Annotated in this window: 18 protein-coding genes; 5 read left to right on the plus strand and 13 right to left on the minus strand. The window is 55.4% G+C overall.

The genetic code is table 11. The annotated features are described in order from the left end of the window. Positions 1 to 42: 42 nt before the first annotated feature. Positions 43 to 891 carry a PorV/PorQ family protein gene (locus VF639_RS03305; RefSeq protein ID WP_331144459.1) on the minus strand — a complete coding sequence of 283 codons (849 nt, stop codon included), beginning with the start codon at positions 889 to 891 and terminating at the stop codon, positions 43 to 45. Between the two features lie 212 nt (positions 892 to 1,103). After that, a complete protein-coding gene (locus VF639_RS03310; RefSeq protein WP_331144460.1) occupies positions 1,104 to 3,413 on the minus strand; it encodes a S46 family peptidase in 2,310 nt (769 codons plus the stop codon). 147 nt (positions 3,414 to 3,560) lie between these two features. Between VF639_RS03310 and yidD the strand changes: the two genes are divergently transcribed. Continuing rightward, on the plus strand, positions 3,561 to 3,782 hold the full coding sequence (yidD, locus tag VF639_RS03315; protein WP_331144461.1) for a membrane protein insertion efficiency factor YidD: 222 nt from the start codon (positions 3,561 to 3,563) through the stop codon (positions 3,780 to 3,782). A 134-nt stretch (positions 3,783 to 3,916) separates the two neighbouring features. Continuing rightward, entirely contained in the window at positions 3,917 to 4,822 is a 906-nt protein-coding gene (locus VF639_RS03320) for a hypothetical protein (protein ID WP_331144462.1), read from the plus strand. 92 nt (positions 4,823 to 4,914) lie between these two features. Here VF639_RS03320 and lgt read toward each other — a convergent pair whose 3' ends face one another. From lgt to VF639_RS03355, 7 genes are all read right to left on the minus strand, one after another. After that, positions 4,915 to 5,919 (minus strand): prolipoprotein diacylglyceryl transferase, encoded by a 1,005-nt coding sequence (gene lgt / locus VF639_RS03325; RefSeq protein WP_331144463.1) that lies wholly within the window; start codon positions 5,917 to 5,919, stop codon positions 4,915 to 4,917. 113 nt (positions 5,920 to 6,032) lie between these two features. Beyond that, positions 6,033 to 6,338, minus strand: a complete 306-nt coding sequence (locus tag VF639_RS03330; protein ID WP_331144464.1) for a hypothetical protein — start codon at positions 6,336 to 6,338, stop codon at positions 6,033 to 6,035. Next, positions 6,331 to 6,963, minus strand: coding sequence for an RNA polymerase sigma factor (locus VF639_RS03335; protein WP_331144465.1), 633 nt, complete (start codon positions 6,961 to 6,963; stop codon positions 6,331 to 6,333). The genes VF639_RS03330 and VF639_RS03335 overlap by 8 nt, the downstream gene beginning before the upstream one ends. 209 nt (positions 6,964 to 7,172) lie before the next feature. Then, positions 7,173 to 9,113: an NAD(+) synthase gene (gene nadE, locus VF639_RS03340; protein ID WP_331144466.1), complete on the minus strand. Its 1,941-nt coding sequence runs from the start codon at positions 9,111 to 9,113 to the stop codon at positions 7,173 to 7,175. 155 nt (positions 9,114 to 9,268) lie between these two features. Continuing rightward, positions 9,269 to 10,006, minus strand: coding sequence for a ribonuclease III (gene rnc, locus VF639_RS03345; protein ID WP_331144467.1), 738 nt, complete (start codon positions 10,004 to 10,006; stop codon positions 9,269 to 9,271). Then, positions 10,006 to 11,256 carry a beta-ketoacyl-ACP synthase II gene (fabF, locus tag VF639_RS03350; RefSeq protein WP_331144468.1) on the minus strand — a complete coding sequence of 417 codons (1,251 nt, stop codon included), beginning with the start codon at positions 11,254 to 11,256 and terminating at the stop codon, positions 10,006 to 10,008. Before fabF ends, rnc begins: the two co-directional genes overlap by 1 nt. A gap of 175 nt (positions 11,257 to 11,431) precedes the next feature. Next, on the minus strand, positions 11,432 to 11,668 hold the full coding sequence (locus VF639_RS03355; protein ID WP_019948606.1) for an acyl carrier protein: 237 nt from the start codon (positions 11,666 to 11,668) through the stop codon (positions 11,432 to 11,434). 161 nt (positions 11,669 to 11,829) lie between these two features. Here VF639_RS03355 and VF639_RS03360 point away from each other — a divergent pair, with 161 nt between their 5' ends. Together VF639_RS03360 and pyk are read left to right on the plus strand one after the other, a co-directional pair. Beyond that, positions 11,830 to 12,258: an IPExxxVDY family protein gene (locus VF639_RS03360; RefSeq protein ID WP_331144469.1), complete on the plus strand. Its 429-nt coding sequence runs from the start codon at positions 11,830 to 11,832 to the stop codon at positions 12,256 to 12,258. Between the two features lie 109 nt (positions 12,259 to 12,367). Beyond that, complete coding sequence (pyk, locus tag VF639_RS03365; protein ID WP_331144470.1) at positions 12,368 to 13,807, plus strand: pyruvate kinase; 1,440 nt, start codon at positions 12,368 to 12,370, stop codon at positions 13,805 to 13,807. A 70-nt stretch (positions 13,808 to 13,877) separates the two neighbouring features. On the opposite strand, the gene VF639_RS03370 is transcribed toward pyk, so the two are convergent. The 3 genes from VF639_RS03370 to VF639_RS03380 form a co-directional block, all read right to left on the minus strand. Further along, positions 13,878 to 15,368 carry a T9SS type A sorting domain-containing protein gene (locus VF639_RS03370; protein ID WP_331144471.1) on the minus strand — a complete coding sequence of 497 codons (1,491 nt, stop codon included), beginning with the start codon at positions 15,366 to 15,368 and terminating at the stop codon, positions 13,878 to 13,880. A 136-nt stretch (positions 15,369 to 15,504) separates the two neighbouring features. Further along, a complete protein-coding gene (rpsT, locus tag VF639_RS03375) occupies positions 15,505 to 15,762 on the minus strand; it encodes a 30S ribosomal protein S20 (protein ID WP_331144472.1) in 258 nt (85 codons plus the stop codon). 333 nt (positions 15,763 to 16,095) lie between these two features. After that, positions 16,096 to 16,896 (minus strand): DUF4142 domain-containing protein, encoded by an 801-nt coding sequence (locus VF639_RS03380; protein ID WP_331144473.1) that lies wholly within the window; start codon positions 16,894 to 16,896, stop codon positions 16,096 to 16,098. Positions 16,897 to 17,182: 286 nt separating this feature from the next. On the opposite strand from VF639_RS03380, the gene VF639_RS03385 reads away from it, so the two are divergent. Then, entirely contained in the window at positions 17,183 to 18,166 is a 984-nt protein-coding gene (locus VF639_RS03385) for a YheT family hydrolase (RefSeq protein ID WP_331144474.1), read from the plus strand. Between the two features lie 609 nt (positions 18,167 to 18,775). Here VF639_RS03385 and rsmG read toward each other — a convergent pair. Continuing rightward, the coding region (gene rsmG, locus VF639_RS03390) for a 16S rRNA (guanine(527)-N(7))-methyltransferase RsmG (RefSeq protein ID WP_331144475.1) at positions 18,776 to 19,527 on the minus strand (752 nt) is incomplete at its 5' end.

Here is a 19,527-nt window from a genome sequence, read left to right on the forward strand (position 1 = left end):
TAGACTTTGAAAGTTGCCTACAGTTCAACAGTGCACACCGCATCACTTCTTCTCGAAGAGAAATCCCACACCCACATGCTGACTCAGCCCCAGCGCCGCGTGCCAAGCCGCCGCATAGTCGATTTGTAAGGCGCCAGCCTGAAACCCGATGCCGCCTGTACTTTCCTCCGTCAAAGTTCGAAAACCGACCCGCAAGGCTAGTTTTTCAATGATGTGGTATTCAAGGCCCGCTTTGAAATCAGCGTCCTGCTCCACGTCTTTCTCGGTTTCAATGCTAAGCAACACCTTAGCCGTAGGCTGATAAGAAAGCCCTGCTTTGAGCACGGTAGGCACCCGCTCCTGCTGATAATCGGCTAGCCTGGCTTGGTTGAGATTATAGAGATACGCTCCAAATACCAGCCGTTTCGGCACCAACTCCGCCTGCCCGCCCAACGAAACAGCTATGGCCCGCTTGCTCCCCAACCCCTCGATGCTAAGCTGCAGCATATCCACCCGGGCTCCAATACTCACCAAACCGCCTCGGTAGCCGTAGCCCGCGCCTACACGCTGTTCGCTGTATAGCTTGCCCCCAAAACGCTGCACCTCCACACCTACCACCCCGTTTTTAGCTTTGTTGTTTTCCACTGCGCCCAACGGCATTGCGGCGGCCACAGCTACCGTGTTTAAGGCACTCAGCAAGTAGCGGTTCTCGGCATACACTCCTACTGCTGGCTTGCTGAGTTGCCCCAAGCCTGCTGCGTTGTTGCCTACCGCCCACACGTCACTTAGGGTTACGGAGGCATTACCTAGCGCAGCTGCTCGTGCACCGCGCGTACCAGGGCCATTGCCTTGGCCATAAGCGGTAATTGATAATAGAAATAAAATAACTACAATAAAGTAGAGTTGTCTCATAAACAAGTCAATACAAGCTTCAATAATAGTCAATTTAGAATAACAGACTACTAGCTTTATAGCGGTTATTTTTTGTGGGGCTTACTGTTGCTAGTCGCAAAAAAGCCCCGGCATCAACGGCACCGGGGCTTCTAAGTTGTTATGCTGTCTAGAAGCAGCACTATCTTCTAGCTCTGTAAAGCAGCAGTTTACGGAAGGCTTCACGCTACCGCTTACATACCAGCTGCCGTGCTTTCCTTGCCTTTCTTCTTTTTCACTTTGGTTTTCTGACCGTCTTCGGTTTTCACTTTCATCTTCTCTATGTCGCTCAGGGCCTCTACCGAGGCCGTAGCGGCTGGTCCTACCCCAGGGTTCGGGCCGTTATTGACTATCGTCATTTCATCGACGATGTGCTTGGCGCCACCTAGCTTTTCGATGCACCAGAGCACGTAGCGGATGTCGGCGTTGATGCAGCGCTTCAATTCGGGGTCGTAGGCTAAGTCGCCGGTCATGGCTTCCCAGTTGCCGTCGAAGGCCAGGCCAATTAGCTCGCCTCGGCCGTTGATGACGGGGGAGCCGGAGTTGCCGCCGGTGATGTCGTTGTCGGTGATGAAGGCTACGGGCAGGTTACCGTCTTTGTCGGCGAAGCGGCCGTAGTCTTTCTGCTTAAGCAGCTCCAACTCTTTCTTGGGCACTACAAACTCCTCGTTGGTGGGGTCTTCTTTTTCCAGAATGCCCTGCGCGGTGGTTTTGTAGTCGTAGCGCACGGCGTCGCGGCCTTTGTAAGGACGCACGCTGCCGTAGCTGAGGCGAATGGTGGAGTTGGCGTCGGGCGAGTACACTTTCTGGCTGTTTTTCTCGCGCAGCGCGGCCACGTAGAGGCGGTTGGCACGGGCCAGATTAGCTTGTAGCGCCTGCATTTTCGGCAGGATGTTCTGCGTGTAATTCAGGTACACCGAGTTGAACGTCTTGAAGCCAGGATCAGCTTCCAGCTTAGCCAGCGTAGGATTGGCCAAGAAGGCTTTCACCTTGGCTTCCGAAGTCAGGAAAGAGTTGGTGAACACATAATCGGCATACTTGGACCATGAGCCGGCGTACTGCTTCAACACAGTCTGGAACACTTCGGGCAGTTGCGCTTGGGGCACATCCTTGCCGTACAGGGTCATCAGCGCGGCAAACACCTTTTTATCGGTTGGAGCGCTGTAATCTTTGAAGTATTCGGCCACCGGCTCCTTCAAGGCTTCTACGGCCTTCTGAACGGCGGCCTTGTCGGTCGGCGTGGCTTTGAGCGTTGTGTAGAGCGGCATCATGCGCGACGACAGCGCCACGATTTCCGTCCCGAAGGCGGCTTCGTTCACGTAGTTCGCGCTTAGGTTGTATTCGCGCAAGCCGGTATAAGCCTGGTTGATAGCGTTTAAGGCTTCCCCGTACTGTTGGGTGCGGGTAGGGTCGGCGGCTATCCATTGGGCCAGGGCCGCTTCTTCGGCTTTCTTGGCATCTACCGTTTTTAGGCGCTTCATGCCTTCATTCTGACCAATGAAATACTTCCAATAGTTGGCAATACTGGCGTATTTAGAAGCATACTTCAGGCGTAGTGCCGGGTCTTGGTCCATGTCTTCTTTCCAAAGCTTGAGGCGGGTGTCGCGTAGCTTAATGCGGGCCGGGTTGCTTTGGTCGAGCGTCATTTGGAGGCCCGCGGCGGGCAGGAAGCGTTGGGTGCGGCCAGGGAAGCCAAACACCATGGCGAAGTCGCCCTCACTCACGCCCTGCAAGCTCACGGGCAGGTGCTTTTTGGGTACGTAAGGAATATTGTCGGCCTGCGGCGTGGCGGTCGGCTTGTTGTTTTTGTCGGCGTACACCCGGAACATCGAGAAGTCGCCGGTATGGCGGGGCCACATCCAGTTGTCGGTGTCGCCCCCGAACTTACCTACGGCCTCGGGTGGCGCGCCCACCAGGCGCACGTCGCCGAAGCGCTGGTACACGAACAGGTAGTACTCGTTGCCGCCGAACATGTCGCGCACGTAGGCAACGTACTGGCCGTTTTCTTTGGCCGCGTCAGCCATTTCTTTTTGGCGCTTCTGCACCGTGGCCACGCGCTCCGGCTCCGGCGTGGTGGGCGTAATGCCTTCCAGCACTTTGCCGGTTACGTCTTCCATGCGCACCAGAATATCTACAAACAAACCCTGGTTGGTTTTTTCCTCGGCTTTGGTGGCGGCGAAAAAGCCGTTTTGCAAGATGTTGTTTTGCGGCGTGCTATGCGTTTGAATAGCATCGTAGCCGCAGTGGTGGTTGGTGAGCAGCAGGCCTTGGCTGCTTACAAACTCGCCGGTGCAAAAGCCCCCAAGCTGCACCACGGCATCCTTCAGGCTGGCGTTGTTGACGTCGTAGATTTCTTCGGCCGTGAGCTTGAGGCCTTTTTTCTGCATGTCGGCCTGGTTGAGCCGCTTCACGAAGAGCGGCAGCCACATGCCTTCGTCGGCGCGGGCCGTGAACGGGAGCAACAGCGTCAGGAGCAGGGCTTTCGCCCAGTTGTTTTTACGCATGAGTGGGAAGGAAAAAAGAAGGAAAAAGAACCGATGAGTCTGGCTGGCTAATTTACGAAAAGACTTGGCCCCTAACGGAGAAGCGTAGAGTTTAGAAAGGCTTGTTGAAATACAATCTTTCTGCTTCGTTTGCAGTTCTTTGCTGGTATGTCTTATTTGATTCGCCAGTTGCTATTGGGGCTGCTGTGGGTGTACCGCTACCTGATTTCGCCGCTTACTCCGGCCAGCTGCCGCTACACGCCCACTTGCTCGGCCTACGCCGTGCAAGCCATCCAGAAACATGGCCCCTGGCGAGGCGGCCGGCTGGCATTGCGCCGTATTAGCCGCTGCCACCCCTGGGGCGGCCACGGCTACGACCCCGTGCCGTAGGAGTGAACAAGTAATTGAGTGACTAAGTGAAGTAACACACGGTGCAGGTGTTGCTGACTGCCGCTTCCTAACAGTGGAGCCCTTCATACCGTATGCTACTTCACTCAGTCACTCAATTACTTGTTCACTCTTTGATGTCCAGAATATCGCTGCTTGCTCTAGGTCTCATTGCCTTATTAGGTTCCGGCTGCTCCCAGGCCCAGAGCGACACCGCCGAACAGCTCAATGATTCGCCTAAATCAGAAAAAAAGAAAGGGAAGAAGGATAAGAAGGACGGCAAAGAAGATAAAGTGATGGCCACCGGCCTACAACCCGTAGGCGAGTTGCAAGGCAGCGTACCCGAAAGCTCCGGCCTGGCCCACGGCAACCGCCCTGGCACCTTTTATACCCACGGCGACGCTGGCACCACCCCCGTCCTTTACCTCATCAACGAGAAAGGCGAGTTGCTCGGCCAGCGCGAACTTCCCGTACCAAACGTCGATTGGGAAAGTCTCGCTGATGATGGCAAAGGCACCATTTACGTCGCTGATGCGGGCAACAACAACAATTCGCGCCAAGACTTAGCCATTTACCGCGTCAATCCTGACCAACCCAATAAAGTCGGCAAGATCAGCTTCCGTTACGCCGACCAAAAAGCTTTCCCGCCGGCCAAAGAGGAGCGTAATTTCGACTGCGAAGCCTCGCTCTGGCACGCCGGCAAGCTCTATCTGTTCACCAAAGACCGCGCCCAGCGCAGTACTAGCAAGGTCTACACCCTGACTGATCAGCCCGGCACCCAAACGGCACAGCTGCTCACCATGCTTCCCATTGCCGGTGAAGTAACCGGCGCCGACCTCAGCCCCGACGGTCGTCACTTGGCCCTGGTAGGCCAGCAAGCCTTGTATTTGTACGACGGTAATGACTTAGAAAGTGCGCTGAAAGCCACTCCCAAAACGGTTTCTCTTAAAGGCGCCGGCCAAACCGAAGGCATCTTGTTCCTTGACAATGGCACGCTGCTTATCAGCACTGAACAAGGGTCGCTCTATCGTTACCAGCTGTAAAGCCTTAGCATAAAACCCAAGAAAAAAGGGCGTAGAGCTTAGCCTTTAAATGAAAGCTCTAAGCTCTACGCCCTTTTTTCTTGGTTCTGTACTTAAACTTTGATAGCCTTCTTGTTGCCGGCTTCTTCTTCGTCTAAGTCCCGCGGGGCATAGCCGTAGGGGTTGTTCGGGTCTTTGCCGGCGCGCCACAACACCCATATGCCCACTAAAATCAGCGGCAAGCTCAGAATCTGGCCCATGTTCAGCGGCAGCTTATCTTCAAAGCCTTCCTGATTTTCCTTCAGGAACTCGCCCAGGAATCGTTGCGTGAACAGCAGCACTACAAACAGCCCGAACAGCAAGCCACGCGGCGTGCGGTCCTTGGTGCGGTTCCACATGCTGTAGAGCAGCACAAGCAGGAAGATACAGAAAGCAGCTTCGTAAATCTGCGTGGGATGGCGCGGCACTGTCATCGGCGAGTCGGGCGCAACGGGGGTGCCTTTGGGTAACAGCCGATAGGTTTGCGTACCATCGGTGCGCACCACAGGCTGCGCCGCTACCTGTACGGCACCAGGCGGCAGGGGCCGCGTAACCGGCTGAAAATGGTCGGCGTCGCGCACGAACACGAAGGCCCAGGGCTTATCGGTTGGCTCGCCTACAATTTCGGAGTTCATCAGGTTGCCCAAGCGAATCATAGCCCCGCCCAACGCTACTACAATCACGATGCGGTCGAGCACCCAGAGATAATCGAACTTGTTGTTGCGGGCAAACAACCAGCAGGCCAGCAAGATGCCTAACGTAGCCCCGTGGCTGGCCAAGCCACCTTCCCAGATTTTGAATATTTCCAGAAAGTGCTCGGAGGTCAGGTAATAGTCGGGGTCATAGAACAGCACATGCCCCAGCCGCGCGCCCAGAATGGTACCCGCCAGCATGTAGATGGTAATTACATCCACCCAACGCGGCGACGTCCGCTCCGACTTGTAGATGTGGGAGAGGATGAATGTGCCGAACACAAAGCCCGACATGAACAGCAGCCCGTACCAGCGCAGCGTCAACGGCCCTAGCTTGGCCAGAATGGGGTCGGTATTCCAAGTGATGTAAGCGAGGAAAGAAAGCATGGTTACGAAATGATGAAAGGACTCAAAGGTACTCAGACATTCGGTTTGCGACTTTGCAAACCGCTTGTCCACTCAGGTATTGGGCAGAGGCACGGCGTACTGGTGGCAACCAATCAGCGGGCGGGTAAAGGTCCTTGCTGACCCTCAGGATAAAGTTGGTATAGGTTTGTGGACTCAGATGAGCGCAGTGCGACACCGTCGCCGCTGAGCATCAGCAGCAAACCCAGCATGAAGGCATAGCTAGGCCAGCGCAGCCAAGTGGGCAACGATTGGCGCTCCGTTACTGCCTCGCTGACGAGCCGGGCGCGTACCCGACTATAAAAGAATGGCTGAGGCTGGGTAGCTTGTTGGGCACGCCATTGGTGCAGCAGGTTTTCCAATTCTTCATCAGTAGTAGAGCGAGTGGCGGAATCAGGCATGACGCAGGGGAAGAAGAAGGTGGTTACGAAGGGTTTTGCGGGCGCGGAACAACAAGGACTCCACCGCCGGCACAGTGGTTTCAAGAACAGCTGCTATTTCCTCGTAGCTTAATTCTTGCTCGTGCCGTAGCGTAAAAGCCACTTGCTGCTGGCTAGGCAGTCGAGCGATGTGCGCGAGCAAAAGCGCCAACTGCTGCTGCCCCTCCATTTGCGCCTGCGGGTGCGCATAATCAGTTAGCTCGTGTAGCACTTGGTTGTCGAAACCCAGCAGACTGGTGAAATAGGCAAAGCGCTTCTTGGCCCGAGCCCGCTGCCGGTGTTTCAGAGCCCGCGAGGTAGCCAACCGATAAAGCCAAGTACTTAGTGTGGCTTCGCCCCGAAACTTGCTAATCGTTTGGTACACTTCCACAAACACTTCCTGCGCCACGTCCTCTGCCTCTTCCGGCGACCGTAGCAAAGCGAAAACCGTACGGTATATACGATTCTGATATCGCTCTACTAGCGTGCGAAACGCAACCTCACTGCCCTGTTGCAATTGCGCTACCAGTTCTGCATCGGCGGAAACAGCGAAGCACTGCGCAGGCGGCACGACACTCTGAGCAGTAAGCAGCGGAAGTGTATACACCAGTGAAGCGAAAATTAAAGGCTAGAGACGACACCTGTTCAGCGCTTGGTTTTCCCGCGACGACTGAGGTTATGTCTGCTTAGGCCAATTTAGCGCGTAAAACTTGCGCCCACGCTCCTACCTTTTCTATAACAGCCAGACAAACAAGGTAGTGCCTCATAAATAATCCGCAGCATTCTTCTGAAGCTCGTCCGAAATCCACCCAGCAACTACAGCTTGCTTAGCTCTTCGGTGTAGCCGCCGCTCAGAATGGGGAAGCGCAGCCACGAGCGGGGGTCCACGTTATAGTCGTCGAGGTGGAAGCTTGGGGCATACCGTTCGCGCTTCCACTGGTTGCGGCTCCAGAGGCTGTAAAAGCGCTTGACGTAGGTTTTCAGCTGCTCCGGGTCTATGCTAGGTTCCTCTTGCACCAAGGTGGCCAGCACTTGTTGCGGACTCAGCCGGTTGTAAAAAGCCAGCCGCTCGATGCGGTTAAGCAACACGTAAGGCATCAGGTCCCGCTCGTCGGTTTGCTTTTCTTCGAGCGGGCGCAGTTCGGCGGTAGGCTGGAGGTTGTTCACGTGGCTAAGCGCCGGATAGCCCAGTTCGGTTTGGGCCCACACCAGCCATTTCTTTACGAAGTCCTTATCAACGCCCCCGATGGGCGAGATACTGCCAGCCGTGTCGCCGTCCATGGTGCAGTAACCCACCGAAGCTTCCGAGCGGTTGGAGGTGGTGATGAGCAGGCAGTTCTGCACGTTGGCCAGCAGCCAGATGGCCGGGGCCCGTACTCGCGCCTGAATGTTTTGCAGCGCCAGGTCATCGGTTTTCCAGCTCAGCTCGCGGTTTAGTGCGCTCTGAATCTTGCCCACGTACCCCGTCACCTCCTGGTCGATTTCCCAATTATAAAACACGGCCCCAATGGAATCTGCCAGTTCTTTGGCCGAGTTGAACGTGTCGTCGGAAGAGTTGACGGTACCCTGGTAGGCGCAGGTGAGCAAGCGACGAGTGAGCTGTTTGTTTATTTCTCTCTGCTGCTGGTCGGGATCCGTTAGAGAGGCATCCTTCGGGCCGGGCATGTTTTGGTCGGGCGCAGGGGCCACCGGACCAGCTATTGCTTCAATTTCTTCGGTGGTAAAGCAGCCACTACGCCGCATAAATTCGGCCGTGCCAAGCTCCGTGGTACCCAACCGTACCATTTCAGCCACCGATACGGCGCACAGGCACGAATCGGCGCCGCCACTCAAACTTAGCACGAAGCCCCGGCTGCGGGCTTTGCGCATGTAGTCGAACAAAGCCAGGCTTAGCGCCTGATTCAGCTCCCGGTACTCATCGGGAGCAGGCAGCGGGTCAATGGCATCGAGTGCAACTGGTTCGAGCGGCGTCGTGAAATCAACGTCGGCATATTCCAAATCCACCTCTTTGAAGCTCATGAGCTGATTGCGCTGCAACAAATGACCATTGCGGGCCACCAGAATCTCGCCATCGTAGGTGATGCGGCCAGCTTCGTTGCCGAGCAAGTTGGCGTAGAGGTAGGTGCAGTTGAAATTGCGCGAGGCCCGCAGCACCAGCTGGTAACGCAGGTCGGTCTTGCTCATAGCAAAGTGCGAGGCCGACGGATTGACAATCAAATCCACCCGGCCTTGCAGCCGGCAGGCTGGCCGCACGTTGTCGGCTCGCCACGCATCCTCACAAATTTCAAAGCCGAACTTTACGCCTTGGTGCTCGAAAATCATGTCTCCCAAGGTCCACTCCTCCCCTTCCCAAGTCACGGTAGTGGTTTCGCCGGCTGGCCACGGATAGAAAAAACGCGGCTCATAATGCACACCGTCGTTGGCGAGAAACTGCTTGGCCGCAAAGCCCAGAATCTGACCGTCGCGCAGTACGGCGGCCGTATTGTAAGTGTGGTGGTTGAGCCGCACCGGCAAGCCTACTACCACGCAAATACCTTCGGTCCAGGGCCGTACCTGCTGCAAATGAGCCAAGGCTTGCTCCGGCAGCCAGTCACTCAAAAACAAGTCTTCGCAACCGTAGCCCGTCAAACACAGCTCCGGCAGACAGAGCAGTTCTACCCCCGCTGCTTTGGCCTGCTCGATAGCCTCGCGGATAACCCGCAGATTATGGGTCCAGTCAAACGGTATTTGGTTGAGGGCGCCGCCGGCAATTCGCATAAGTCGAGAAATTGAATTTCCACAAAACAACTCCATTTCTAGCAATTGAGTTGCCGCCTGCCTCTGAGTACCTCCGCGAAACTACTGCGGGCCTCTGTGAGAACCACTATTTGAGGTTTCTCGCAGAGGCCCGCAGTGGTACACAGAACGTTCTGCTACACCCCTAGCATGTCCAAGGCTCGCTCAGCGGCTAGCTGCTCGGCTTGTTTCTTACTTAGGCCCATGCCCGTGGCTACGGCTTCTTCGTCCAGCAGCACGGTGGCCGAAAACTCCATCACGCCACCCGGCCGGGGCTCCCCGCTAAGCTCGTAGCGGAGGGCTTTGCCGTTGCGTTGCGCCCACTCAATGAGCTTGCTCTTGAAGTTGGTGGTAGTTTGGATCATGGACTTCACGTCTACGTAGGGCTTCACAATGCGGCCCAGCACAAACTTGCGGGCCGCTTTGTAGCCTTGGTCGAGGTACACCGCGCCTACCAGCGCCTCCAGGGCGTTGCCGTTCACGGAGCGCGAACGGGCGGCGCGGCCTTGCCCTGGATCGAGTTGCACCAGCTTATCGAGGCCTAGCTTCAGGGCCAATGAGTTCAGGCTTTCCCGGTTCACGATGCGGCTGCGCATCTCGGTCAGGAAGCCTTCTTGCTCGTACGGAAACTTGCGGAACAGATACTCGGCTACCACCGTGCCGAGCACTGCGTCGCCAAGGAACTCTAGTCGCTCGTTGCTTTGCTGCCGTCCTTGCTCGCCCTGCTGCCGTACCACTGAGGAGTGGGTGAAGGCCAAACGGTAAAGCCGCACGTTGGAAGGCGTGCGGCCCGTTACCGTAGCAATTGCTTGCAGGAAGGCTTGGTCCTGCCCCAGCATCCGCCGGAAAAATCCGAACAAGGGCAAGCCCGCCATTAGGATTGAATCTTGCGGAACACCACCGACGTGTTGTGTCCGCCGAAACCAAACGTATTACTCATCGCCACATTCACCTCGCGAGACTGCGCCTCGTTGAACGTGAAGTTCAGTCGAGCATCCAGTTCCGGGTCGGCGGTGAAGTGGTTGATAGTAGGCGGCACAATACCGTGCTGAATAGCCAGAATGCTAGCTACTGCCTCAATTCCGCCGGCTCCACCTAGCAAGTGGCCCGTCATGCTCTTGGTCGAGCTGATGTTGAGGTTATAGGCCTGCTCCCCAAACACCTTCTGAATAGCCTTCACCTCGGCTCCGTCGCCGAGGGGCGTGCTTGTGCCGTGGGTGTTGATGTAGTCCACCTCCTCAGGCTGAATACCAGCATCGCGTAGCGCGTTCTGCATAACCAGTACCACGCCTTCACCGGTTGGGTCAGGAGCCGTGATGTGGTAGGCATCCGAAGAAAGGCCGCCGCCGATAATTTCAGCATAGATTTTCGCGCCGCGGGCTTTGGCATGCTCGTAATCTTCGATTACCAGCGCGCCCGAACCTTCACCGAGCACGAAACCGTCGCGGTCCTTATCGTAGGGGCGGGAGGCCGAGGGAGCATCATCGTTCCGTTCGCTCATGGCCTTCAGGGCATTGAAGCCCCCTACGCCGGCTTCGGTGATGGCTGCTTCCGAACCACCGGTTACCACCACATCGGCCATACCGAGGCGGATGTAGTTGTAAGCGGCCACAATGGCGTCCGAAGAAGAAGCACAGGCCGAAGTCGTGACGAAGTTGGGGCCGCGGAAGCCGTTCTTGATCGAAATATTGCCCGACGAGCTGTCGGCAATCATTTTCGGAATGAAGAAGGGGTTGTAGCGGGGGGTACCGTCGCCCTTGGCGAAGGTGAAGCACTCGTTCTGGAACGTTTGCAACCCGCCAATGCCGGAGCCCCAGATAACCCCAACCCGGTCCTTGTTGACGCCCTGCGCCAAGCCGGCATCGAGGATGGCCTCGTCGCTGGCAATGACGGCGAACTGCGTGAACAGGTCCATCTTCCGACCTTCTTTGCGGTCGAAGTAATTATCAGGATTGTACTCCTTCACTTCGCAGGCGAAGCGGGTCTTGAACTTGCTGGCGTCGAAGCGGGTGATGGGCGCGGCACCACTCGTACCCTGGCGCAGACCGTCCCAATAAGTGGGAACGGTGCTGCCAAGTGGCGTGATGGCCCCCAACCCCGTAACGACAACTCTCCGAGAAGCCATAGGAATGGGCAGAGATTACGAAAAAGTGGAAAAGCAAAACGGTCGGCGGCAGGCCGACCGAATGCGCAAAAGTCGCTAGAAAACGAGTAGTTGGCAGTAAGTAGCGAGTGGTTGAGATAAACCTATAAGCTTGGAAGGTCTCCTTACTCTATACCAAGTACTTAATACTATCCACTTATTTGGCGTGTTCCTCGAGGTAGCTGATAGCCTGACCCACGGTGCCGATGTTTTCAGCCTGGTCGTCGGGAATAGACACGTTGAATTCTTTTTCAAACTCCATAATCAGCTCAACCGTGTCGAGCGAGTCGGCACCTAGGTCGTTGGTGAAGCTTGCCTCTGGAGTTACCTCAGATGCTTCTACGCCTAGTTTGTCGATGATAATGGCTTTTACTTTTTCTGCAATTTCAGACATTTCCGTGGGGGTTTAGAGAAAACTCGCCACAAATAACACCATCTTCCCTAACATTTTCAAACATCGGGTCTCTAATCTTGCCAGTACAAGATTCTGACCTGAGCAGTTTATTTCGTGGGCTAGCTGTGTAAATTTGCTCGCTCTGGCTTTAGTATACGCTTATGAAAACGCTTACCCTGGACGTAGAATACGAGTGCAACTTCGACTTATTCGGGGTCGTTTCGTCGAGCCGGGAGCATACCCTGGCCTGGCAACTCAACCAGCTATTGCGCCTGCGTTTGATCAAACAGCACGACCTGATTTACGATTTGTTTAGTCAGGGCCGCCTCGTTATCAGCAACTACTTGCACGCCACCGAACACTTTACGTTGCGGCTGCTGCGCAACCGTTCCCTCGATCCTTCGATGCTGAAAAAGCCCTTCCTGGCGCCCGATATCAAGGAATACGACTACCTGATTCAGGTCAGCGACGGGACAGGCATGCTGGCGCCCGAAATTCTAGTGAAAGAACTTGCAGCCTTGCCCGTGGTGCAGTACGTATGTCAATTCGACCCAAATAGCCTGAAGTTTAAAGAAAATCTGCTCTTTTGAGGATTGTAGCGCCAAGCTCCAGCTTGGCGAACAGTCAGCGCCGCGTGCTGACCTCCACTTCACTCACCGTTCAACGACTCACCAAGCTGGAGCTTGGCGCTACTTGCCCATGGAAACACGTGCTCAGTTCAATAAAACCAAAATTGTGGCCACCGTCGGCCCGGCATCCAACACCTACGAACGGCTGGCCATGCTCATCCGCGAAGGGGTGGATGTATTTCGGCTCAATTTTTCGCACGGCTCCTACGAAGATCATCTGTCGGTAATCAACACCGTTCGGCGCCTGAACAAAGACTTGCGCACCAATGTAGGCTTGCTGCAGGATTTGCAAGGTCCCAAAATCCGATTGGGCGACGTGGAAGGCGGCGGCGTGGAAATTACGCGCGGCGACAAGATCAAGCTGGTGTGCGGCGAAAAGGAAGTCAGTACGGCTACCCGCCTGAGCACTATTTACATGGGCCTAGCCCGTGACGTAAAGGCCGGCGACATGATTTTGCTGGACGATGGCAAGATTGAACTGAAGGTACTGGCTACCGACCGGGAAACCGAGGTGGACGTGGAAGTGGTGTACGGCGGCCTCGTGAAGCCCCGCAAAGGCATCAACCTCCCCGATTCCGAAGTGTCGGCCCCCTCCATGACCGAGAAGGACATTGAAGACCTGAAATTCGGGTTGGAGCACGACGTGGACTGGATTGCCTTATCGTTTGCGCGCCGCGCCGAGGATATTCGCTTTATCAAGAGTTTGATTGCGGAAGGCGGTAAGTCGACCCGGGTTATTGCCAAAATCGAAACACCCGAAGGCCTCCGCAACCTCGACGAAATTATTGCCATTACCGATGCCGTGATGGTGGCCCGCGGCGACTTAGGCGTGGAAGTGAAGATGGAAGAGGTGCCGATGGCGCAAAAGATGATTGTAGAAAAGTGCAACAAGGCCGGCAAGCCCGTCATTGTAGCCACGCAGATGATGGAAAGCATGATTTCGGCCCCGCGCCCGACCCGTGCCGAAACCTCCGACGTCGCCAATGCCGTGATGGACGGTGCCGACGCGCTGATGCTATCCGCCGAAACCGCCGTGGGGCAGTATCCGGCCGAAGTTATCCGCTCGATGGTGGGCACCGTTGCCAGCGTGGAAAGCCGCATGGCTAGCCTCTACAACCACTGGTTCCCCATCGACCCAACTGCCCCAAGCTTCATGGTAGACAGCTTGCTGTCAGCGGCTTGCCACTTGGCCAAAAACACGAACGCCAAGGCCATTACGGCCATGACGCACCGGGGGTATACAGCCTTCCAGATTGCGAAGTACCGCCCCAAGGCCAACATCTTCGTGTTTACCGACAACCGCCCCCTGCTCACCACTCTCAGCCTGGTGTGGGGCGTGCGCGGCTTCTACTACGACCGGATGGTAAGCACCGACAACACCGTGCTGGACATCAAATACGTGCTAACCACCATGGGCCACCTCCAGAAAGGCGACGTGTTCATCAACACGGCCTCCATGCCAATCAACGAGAAAGGCAAAGCTAACATGGTGAAGGTAAGCGTGGCGTAAGTTGTGCGACTGTCATTCAAAAAGCCCTCCTGATGGATCAGGAGGGCTTTTTGTGTTAGAAAAGCCTTGTTCATTGATGCTGCAACCGCAGATGCTGCGTAGTCTCGCCGGGCGCTTGCAGCTGCACCACGTATACGCCGGGCACCAAGCCTTGCAACGACACCGTAGTGGTAGTTTGTCCGGCCGCCAGCTGCTGCTCCTGCACCACCCGCCCTACGCTGTCTAGCAGGCGCACTACAACCTTGCTTCGCGCTGACTCCGGCAGTTTGAGCGTGGCCGAGGCAGTGGCGGGGTTAGGATAGAGCTGGAATGCTGAAGCCCGTTGTGCAGCTTTAGTTGGCAGCAGCGTGCCAAAATTAGTGCGGCTTCCACAGGTTTGTACGGTGCCGTTGATAGTGCGGCGGGTGTACACAAGCTCGTGCTCTGGCTGTCGTACGGCTCCCACGCCCGGTGCGCTGAATAGCTGTTGATTAAGCGCATCCAGGCCAGGCCCATAAACAGCTCCGGTGCCTGTGCTTCTGAAAAGTGCTTCCAGCAGCAGCGTAGCCGGCCCGCCGCACGCTCCTCCTGGCCGGGAACTCACCACGGGGTATCCCATTAGTATTCCACTAGCGCCAGCGCCTAGCGGCTCGTAGCCATACGCCAGCAGCGGGCTGCTAAGCGGTATCAGAAGACCCAGCCCGCGCCACTGCCCGGTGCTCCGCGACGCGGCAAATCGCACCATATAGATGGGCGAAACTACCGTACCCGCGCTAACGCAGCCGGGGGCTCCGTTGTACACGGTCCGGCTTTGCTCCTGGAACGTGTAGACGAGGCTGTCGGTGGTGAGCTGCCGCGTCAGCACCCGGCGCAATATGGTGCCGGTGGCGCAGCCGATGGGGTTGAAAGTGAATTGCTGATAATTGTAGCCTAGCTCATCGCCGGGCTGCAAGTCAAGCAGCGTTAGAGGATTGTAGTAGCTCAGGCCCGCCGGTGCGGGCCGGCGGGTTAATGTCAGAATTTTGGGTGTTGGAACTCCAAACAACAAATTGGCAGGACCTGACACCAAGCCAAAATTCTTGCTCAATACGATGATTGCGCCTGTTCGCACCTGAAACGTAACCACCGAATCCATTACTCCATCTATGAGGCTGGTACCGCGGGAAAGCAAAGTGGTCGTAACCCCGTAGTCGGTGAAGGCACTGCTCCAAGTGGTTCCAACTGGCACAAACGGCTTCAGCACCAACGAACGGTCCAGCAACAAGGGGCTTGGGTCATCCTGCCAATACAGCGTGTAGGTTCGTTGAGGTGCATTATAGCGCATCAGCTTACCGAACTGGTTGTTGCGTGACTTTTGCCACGCGAAGCTGTTGATACGCTGCACCGTACGATTGAAAAAGTATACCGAATCGTAGCCACTAACCCCGGCCGAATCGAGGCGCAAGGTTAGAACGGTGTCGGCGGAGGCGCCGCGAAAAGCGTGCACGTCGCCATTGAGGCGGAACGGGCGCCAGTTTTGTGCTTGCGTAGGCAGCCAACTCAAGCAGCAACACAAAATCAGGAAGAGGTAGAGTTTTCTCACGTATACAACGAGCTAAGCTAGAATAAGCAGTCATAAGATATAAAAATAAAGATATATTCATGCATAACGCGGAAAGGCCCCGCACTTGCGCGCGGGGCCTTTCGTGTATAAAAGAGCAGAAAGTAGCTTTTGCTGCTTAGGCAGCCAGCGACTTCACGAACTTAGCCAGCTTCGACTTGTTGTTGGCGGCTTTGTTCTTGTGGATAATGTTCTTTTTGGCCAGACGATCCAGCATCGACGACACTTTGCGCAGCAACTCTTGTGCAGCCGTAGCGTCGGTGGTTGCCCGCAGCTTCTTGATGGCGGTGCGGGTAGATTTTGCCTGGTAACGGTTCAGCACGCGCTTAGCTTCGTTGGAACGGATGCGCTTAAGGGCCGACTTATGATTTGCCATGAGTTAAAAAGGTCTTCTGCTCGGGTTCAGTTCAATTGGGTTGGCAAAGGTAAGGCTTAACTCGGAAATAGCAAAACATATACATGATTGCGGCAGCGCAAGCCTCCATTTCTACCACTATAAGCCTAACCGCTACATTATCATCCTGCCGTACTTGCTGCAATAAGCAAGGCCTTACCCGAAACGCTGCAACTTAACTAAGCTGTGTATGATTAGCTTAGCAATGTCAGCCAGCGAAATACTGCACGCCGTCTGCTACTTAAACAAGCTTAGTACGACCGTTAGCACCATCCGGTCAGCACGCCAGATGAAGCATGCTGGACGCGGCACAGCCTAATCAACCTTTTTCTCCAGCTCGCCGGCCATAGTGCGGTGCGACCGTAACATAGGCAGTGTTTTAGTGGCAAAGGTCTGGACGGTTGGTGTTTCGGCACCTTTGCTTTTCACTTCAAACATGGCAATGTCCATGGTGTGTGCGGTTTCCATGGCATCCATATACGCCTCATCGAACTGCTTACCCGCCGATTTAGTTGTCAGCTGGTCGAGCATAGCTTGGTGAATAGGCATCAGGGCTTGTGAAGGAACTACGCCAAGCGGCTTAGCAATGGTCTGGAGCTGCTGAGTGGCTTTGGTATGATGATCGACCATCATTTGAGCAAATTTCTTTACGCTAGCACTGGTTGCTTTTTGCGCAGCCATTTGTCCTGCTTGAAGCTCCAATAAGTTGCTGCTGGCAGCGGTTAGCAAAAACGTGGCATCAGGCATGGTAGCAAAGGTGCCCATGAAGGCGTTCATGTCGGTAGCACCGCCCCCACCAGATGTTCCACCTGCGGCGCCAGCGGCATCCGCGCCGGTTACGGCGGTGGTTCCGCTGCTTGCTGGTGCTCCACTTGTGCCCGCCGTACCGGAAGTACCGGCGGAGCTCGCGCCAGCAGTTGCTCCTACCCCACCGGTACCGGCGCCGCTGTTGCCGGCTCCGGTGGCCGAAGTGCCACTAGTTGCGCCCGTGCTGGCTCCGGTTCCACTTCCGGAAGTGGAACTAGCACCCGTTCCTGTGCCTGTAGTGCTGCAGGCGGCACCAAACATTGTGGCACCGATTACCAAAAAGTAGGAAATGGCTCTTGTTGGTTTCATAGCATGTAAGTTTGGCTTAGTGCTTGGTCATACGATGCTGAATAAACTAGGTAGATGTTTTTACTTAATTTAATTTATATTAATCTCGACATAGTACTACTGATGAGGTACTGTTTTTCTTCTCTTTCGCTGCTTTTCTTAGGTAGCATGACCAAGCAACTTTCAGCCCGAAGTTGCAGTTGATACAACCATAAGCCCGGTTTTACCATTGTATGAACGTATGCATGCCTACTTATATTTCCTTACCCGACCAGCCCCCCGCTCTTGTACGTCAGCTTGCTGTTCCATGCCCCTAGTAATACACTCCCGCTATCAGCCGCCATTCTATCTGTTCAATGGCCATTTACAAACCATCGTTCCGAGCCTGTTGCGCACGGTGCCGGAAGTGCATTACGAGCGGGAACGGGTAGAAACTGAAGACGGTGACTTTCTCGACCTCGATTGGTCGCGCCCCACCGACCGCACTACCGATACGCTCTGCATTGTCTCGCATGGGCTGGAAGGCGACGCCGGCCGGCCCTACGTGCGCGGCATGGTGCGCGCTCTTAACCGCGCTGGCTTCGACGCCCTAGCCTGGAATTACCGCAGCTGCAGCGGCGAAATGAACCGCCTACTCCGCTCCTACCACCTCGGCGATACCGACGACCTGGATTTTGTAGTGCGCTACGCCTTGGGCACCACCCGCTACCGCCGCGTGTACCTCACGGGTTTCTCGGCCGGTGGCAACGTGACGCTGAAGTACCTCGGCGAGCAGCCCGAACGAGTGCCGCAGGAGGTACAGCGCGCCGCCGTTTTCTCGGTTCCCACCGACCTCAAGTCTAGCTCCATGCACATCAGCCGCCTGGAAAACCGCCTCTACCTCAACCGGTTCCTGAAGTCGTTGCGCAAGAAGATGCGCGAGAAGGCTATGCTCCTGCCCGATCAGGTGGACCTCAACGGCCTCGACGAGTTGCTTGACTTCCCGCAGTTCGACGACCGGTACACCGCGCCTATGCACGGCTTCAAATCGGCGGAAGAATACTACGAACACGCCAGCTCCGGCCGCTACCTAAGCGGCATCCGCATTCCTACGCTGCTCGTCAATGCCCAAAACGACCCGTTCCTGCCGCCCTCCTGCTTCCCCCGCGACTCGGCGTCGCGCAGTGCGTTTGTGTTCCTGGAAACGCCGCAGGAAGGCGGACACGTTGGCTTCGGTGAAGGCACACCCGACGGTGAGTATTATTCGGAGCACCGGGCGGTTGAGTTTCTGACGGCGAAGGTGCCAGGATAATTAACTATTATAACTACTCATCTCATTCCTTGAAATGTTTACTTAACGTAATGCTAGTTATAATCATAGCATTAGAATAGTAATAGTTGAGGAGCATTATATAGCTGTAGTAACTTTGTTATTATTTAGTTGCGATACAGGATATGCTAATTATTATTCCATTGATCTATGCACAATGCGAGATATGCGTTCACGAAAACGAGCAATAAAAGAATCATGAAAAACAGCACATAAGCTGCTTGCATAAAACTCCGCTGATTTGCTTTCGCAAAGGCTAGACCTGTAAAGCATAAGTAGGCTATTAGGCTGTACCAGATTGTGAATACCAGATAGTTTTCTGCTCGTGTAGTGCTTGAATATTGCTCGTATACTCTTCCTAAAAAGGGGGCACCTATAAACTGAAGAATCAGAATAGGGAGCAACAAATAGCGATAAAAGGTATCAGAGAAACGGCTATAGCTCATGAGTTACTTCACAAAATGAAATATTTCTTCCTTTTCTAAACGTCTAGATAAGGCCTGCTTTCTCGAAAACTTTCACCTGTCAGACCATATTCTAGCTTGTAACGTTTGTTGAACGGTCGTTTGAGAAACGTTACGGATCTTCTCTTTACCCCTGCCCAACTGAGTTAATCGGCACGAACACCAACTTCTTTGTCTCGAAGAACTCTTCCGCAAAAAAATCTTGGAGGTCGTAGACTTTAGTTACAAGTCCTGATTCCTCTATTTCCTCGGTCAGGTCGCCGCCTTTCAAGTAATACAGGCCGCTGGTGGCGTTGCCGGTGGGTTTGTAGCGGTGGGCAATCCAGGTGTGGAAGGTAGCGAGGCGGGCTACGGCGCGGCTCACGATGTAGTCGTACTTGGGGCGAAGCTGCTCGGCGCGGATTTGCTCGGCGGTTACGTTGGTGAGGCCCAAGGCTTGGGCCATTTCCTGCACGGCGTGGATTTTCTTGCCGATGCTGTCAACGAGGTGAAACTTCACTTCCGGGAACAGAATAGCCAATGGCAGGCCTGGCAAACCGCCGCCCGTACCTACGTCGAGCACCGAGGCGCCGGCCGGAAACTCCACTACTTTGGCAATGCCCAGGGAGTGCAGAAAATGGCGCTCCGCCAGGTTGCTGACGTCGGTGCGGGCTACCAGGTTGAGGCGCTCGTTCCAGCTGCGGAACTCGGTATCGAGCTGCTGGAACAGTTGGCGCTGGTGGTCGGTGAGGTGCGGGAAGTAGTGGGTGATGATGTCCATGGTGCCGGCAAAGGTAGTGTAGCGCGGAAGCCACAGGAAATCCGTTCCGCGACGAGCACAGCGAGTATCCTGCGTTGGCGCAAGTGGCGCAGTACCGGATACTCGCTGTGCTCGTCGCG

This window comes from Hymenobacter sp. (genome assembly GCF_036387835.1).
Lineage (GTDB): Bacteria > Bacteroidota > Bacteroidia > Cytophagales > Hymenobacteraceae > Hymenobacter.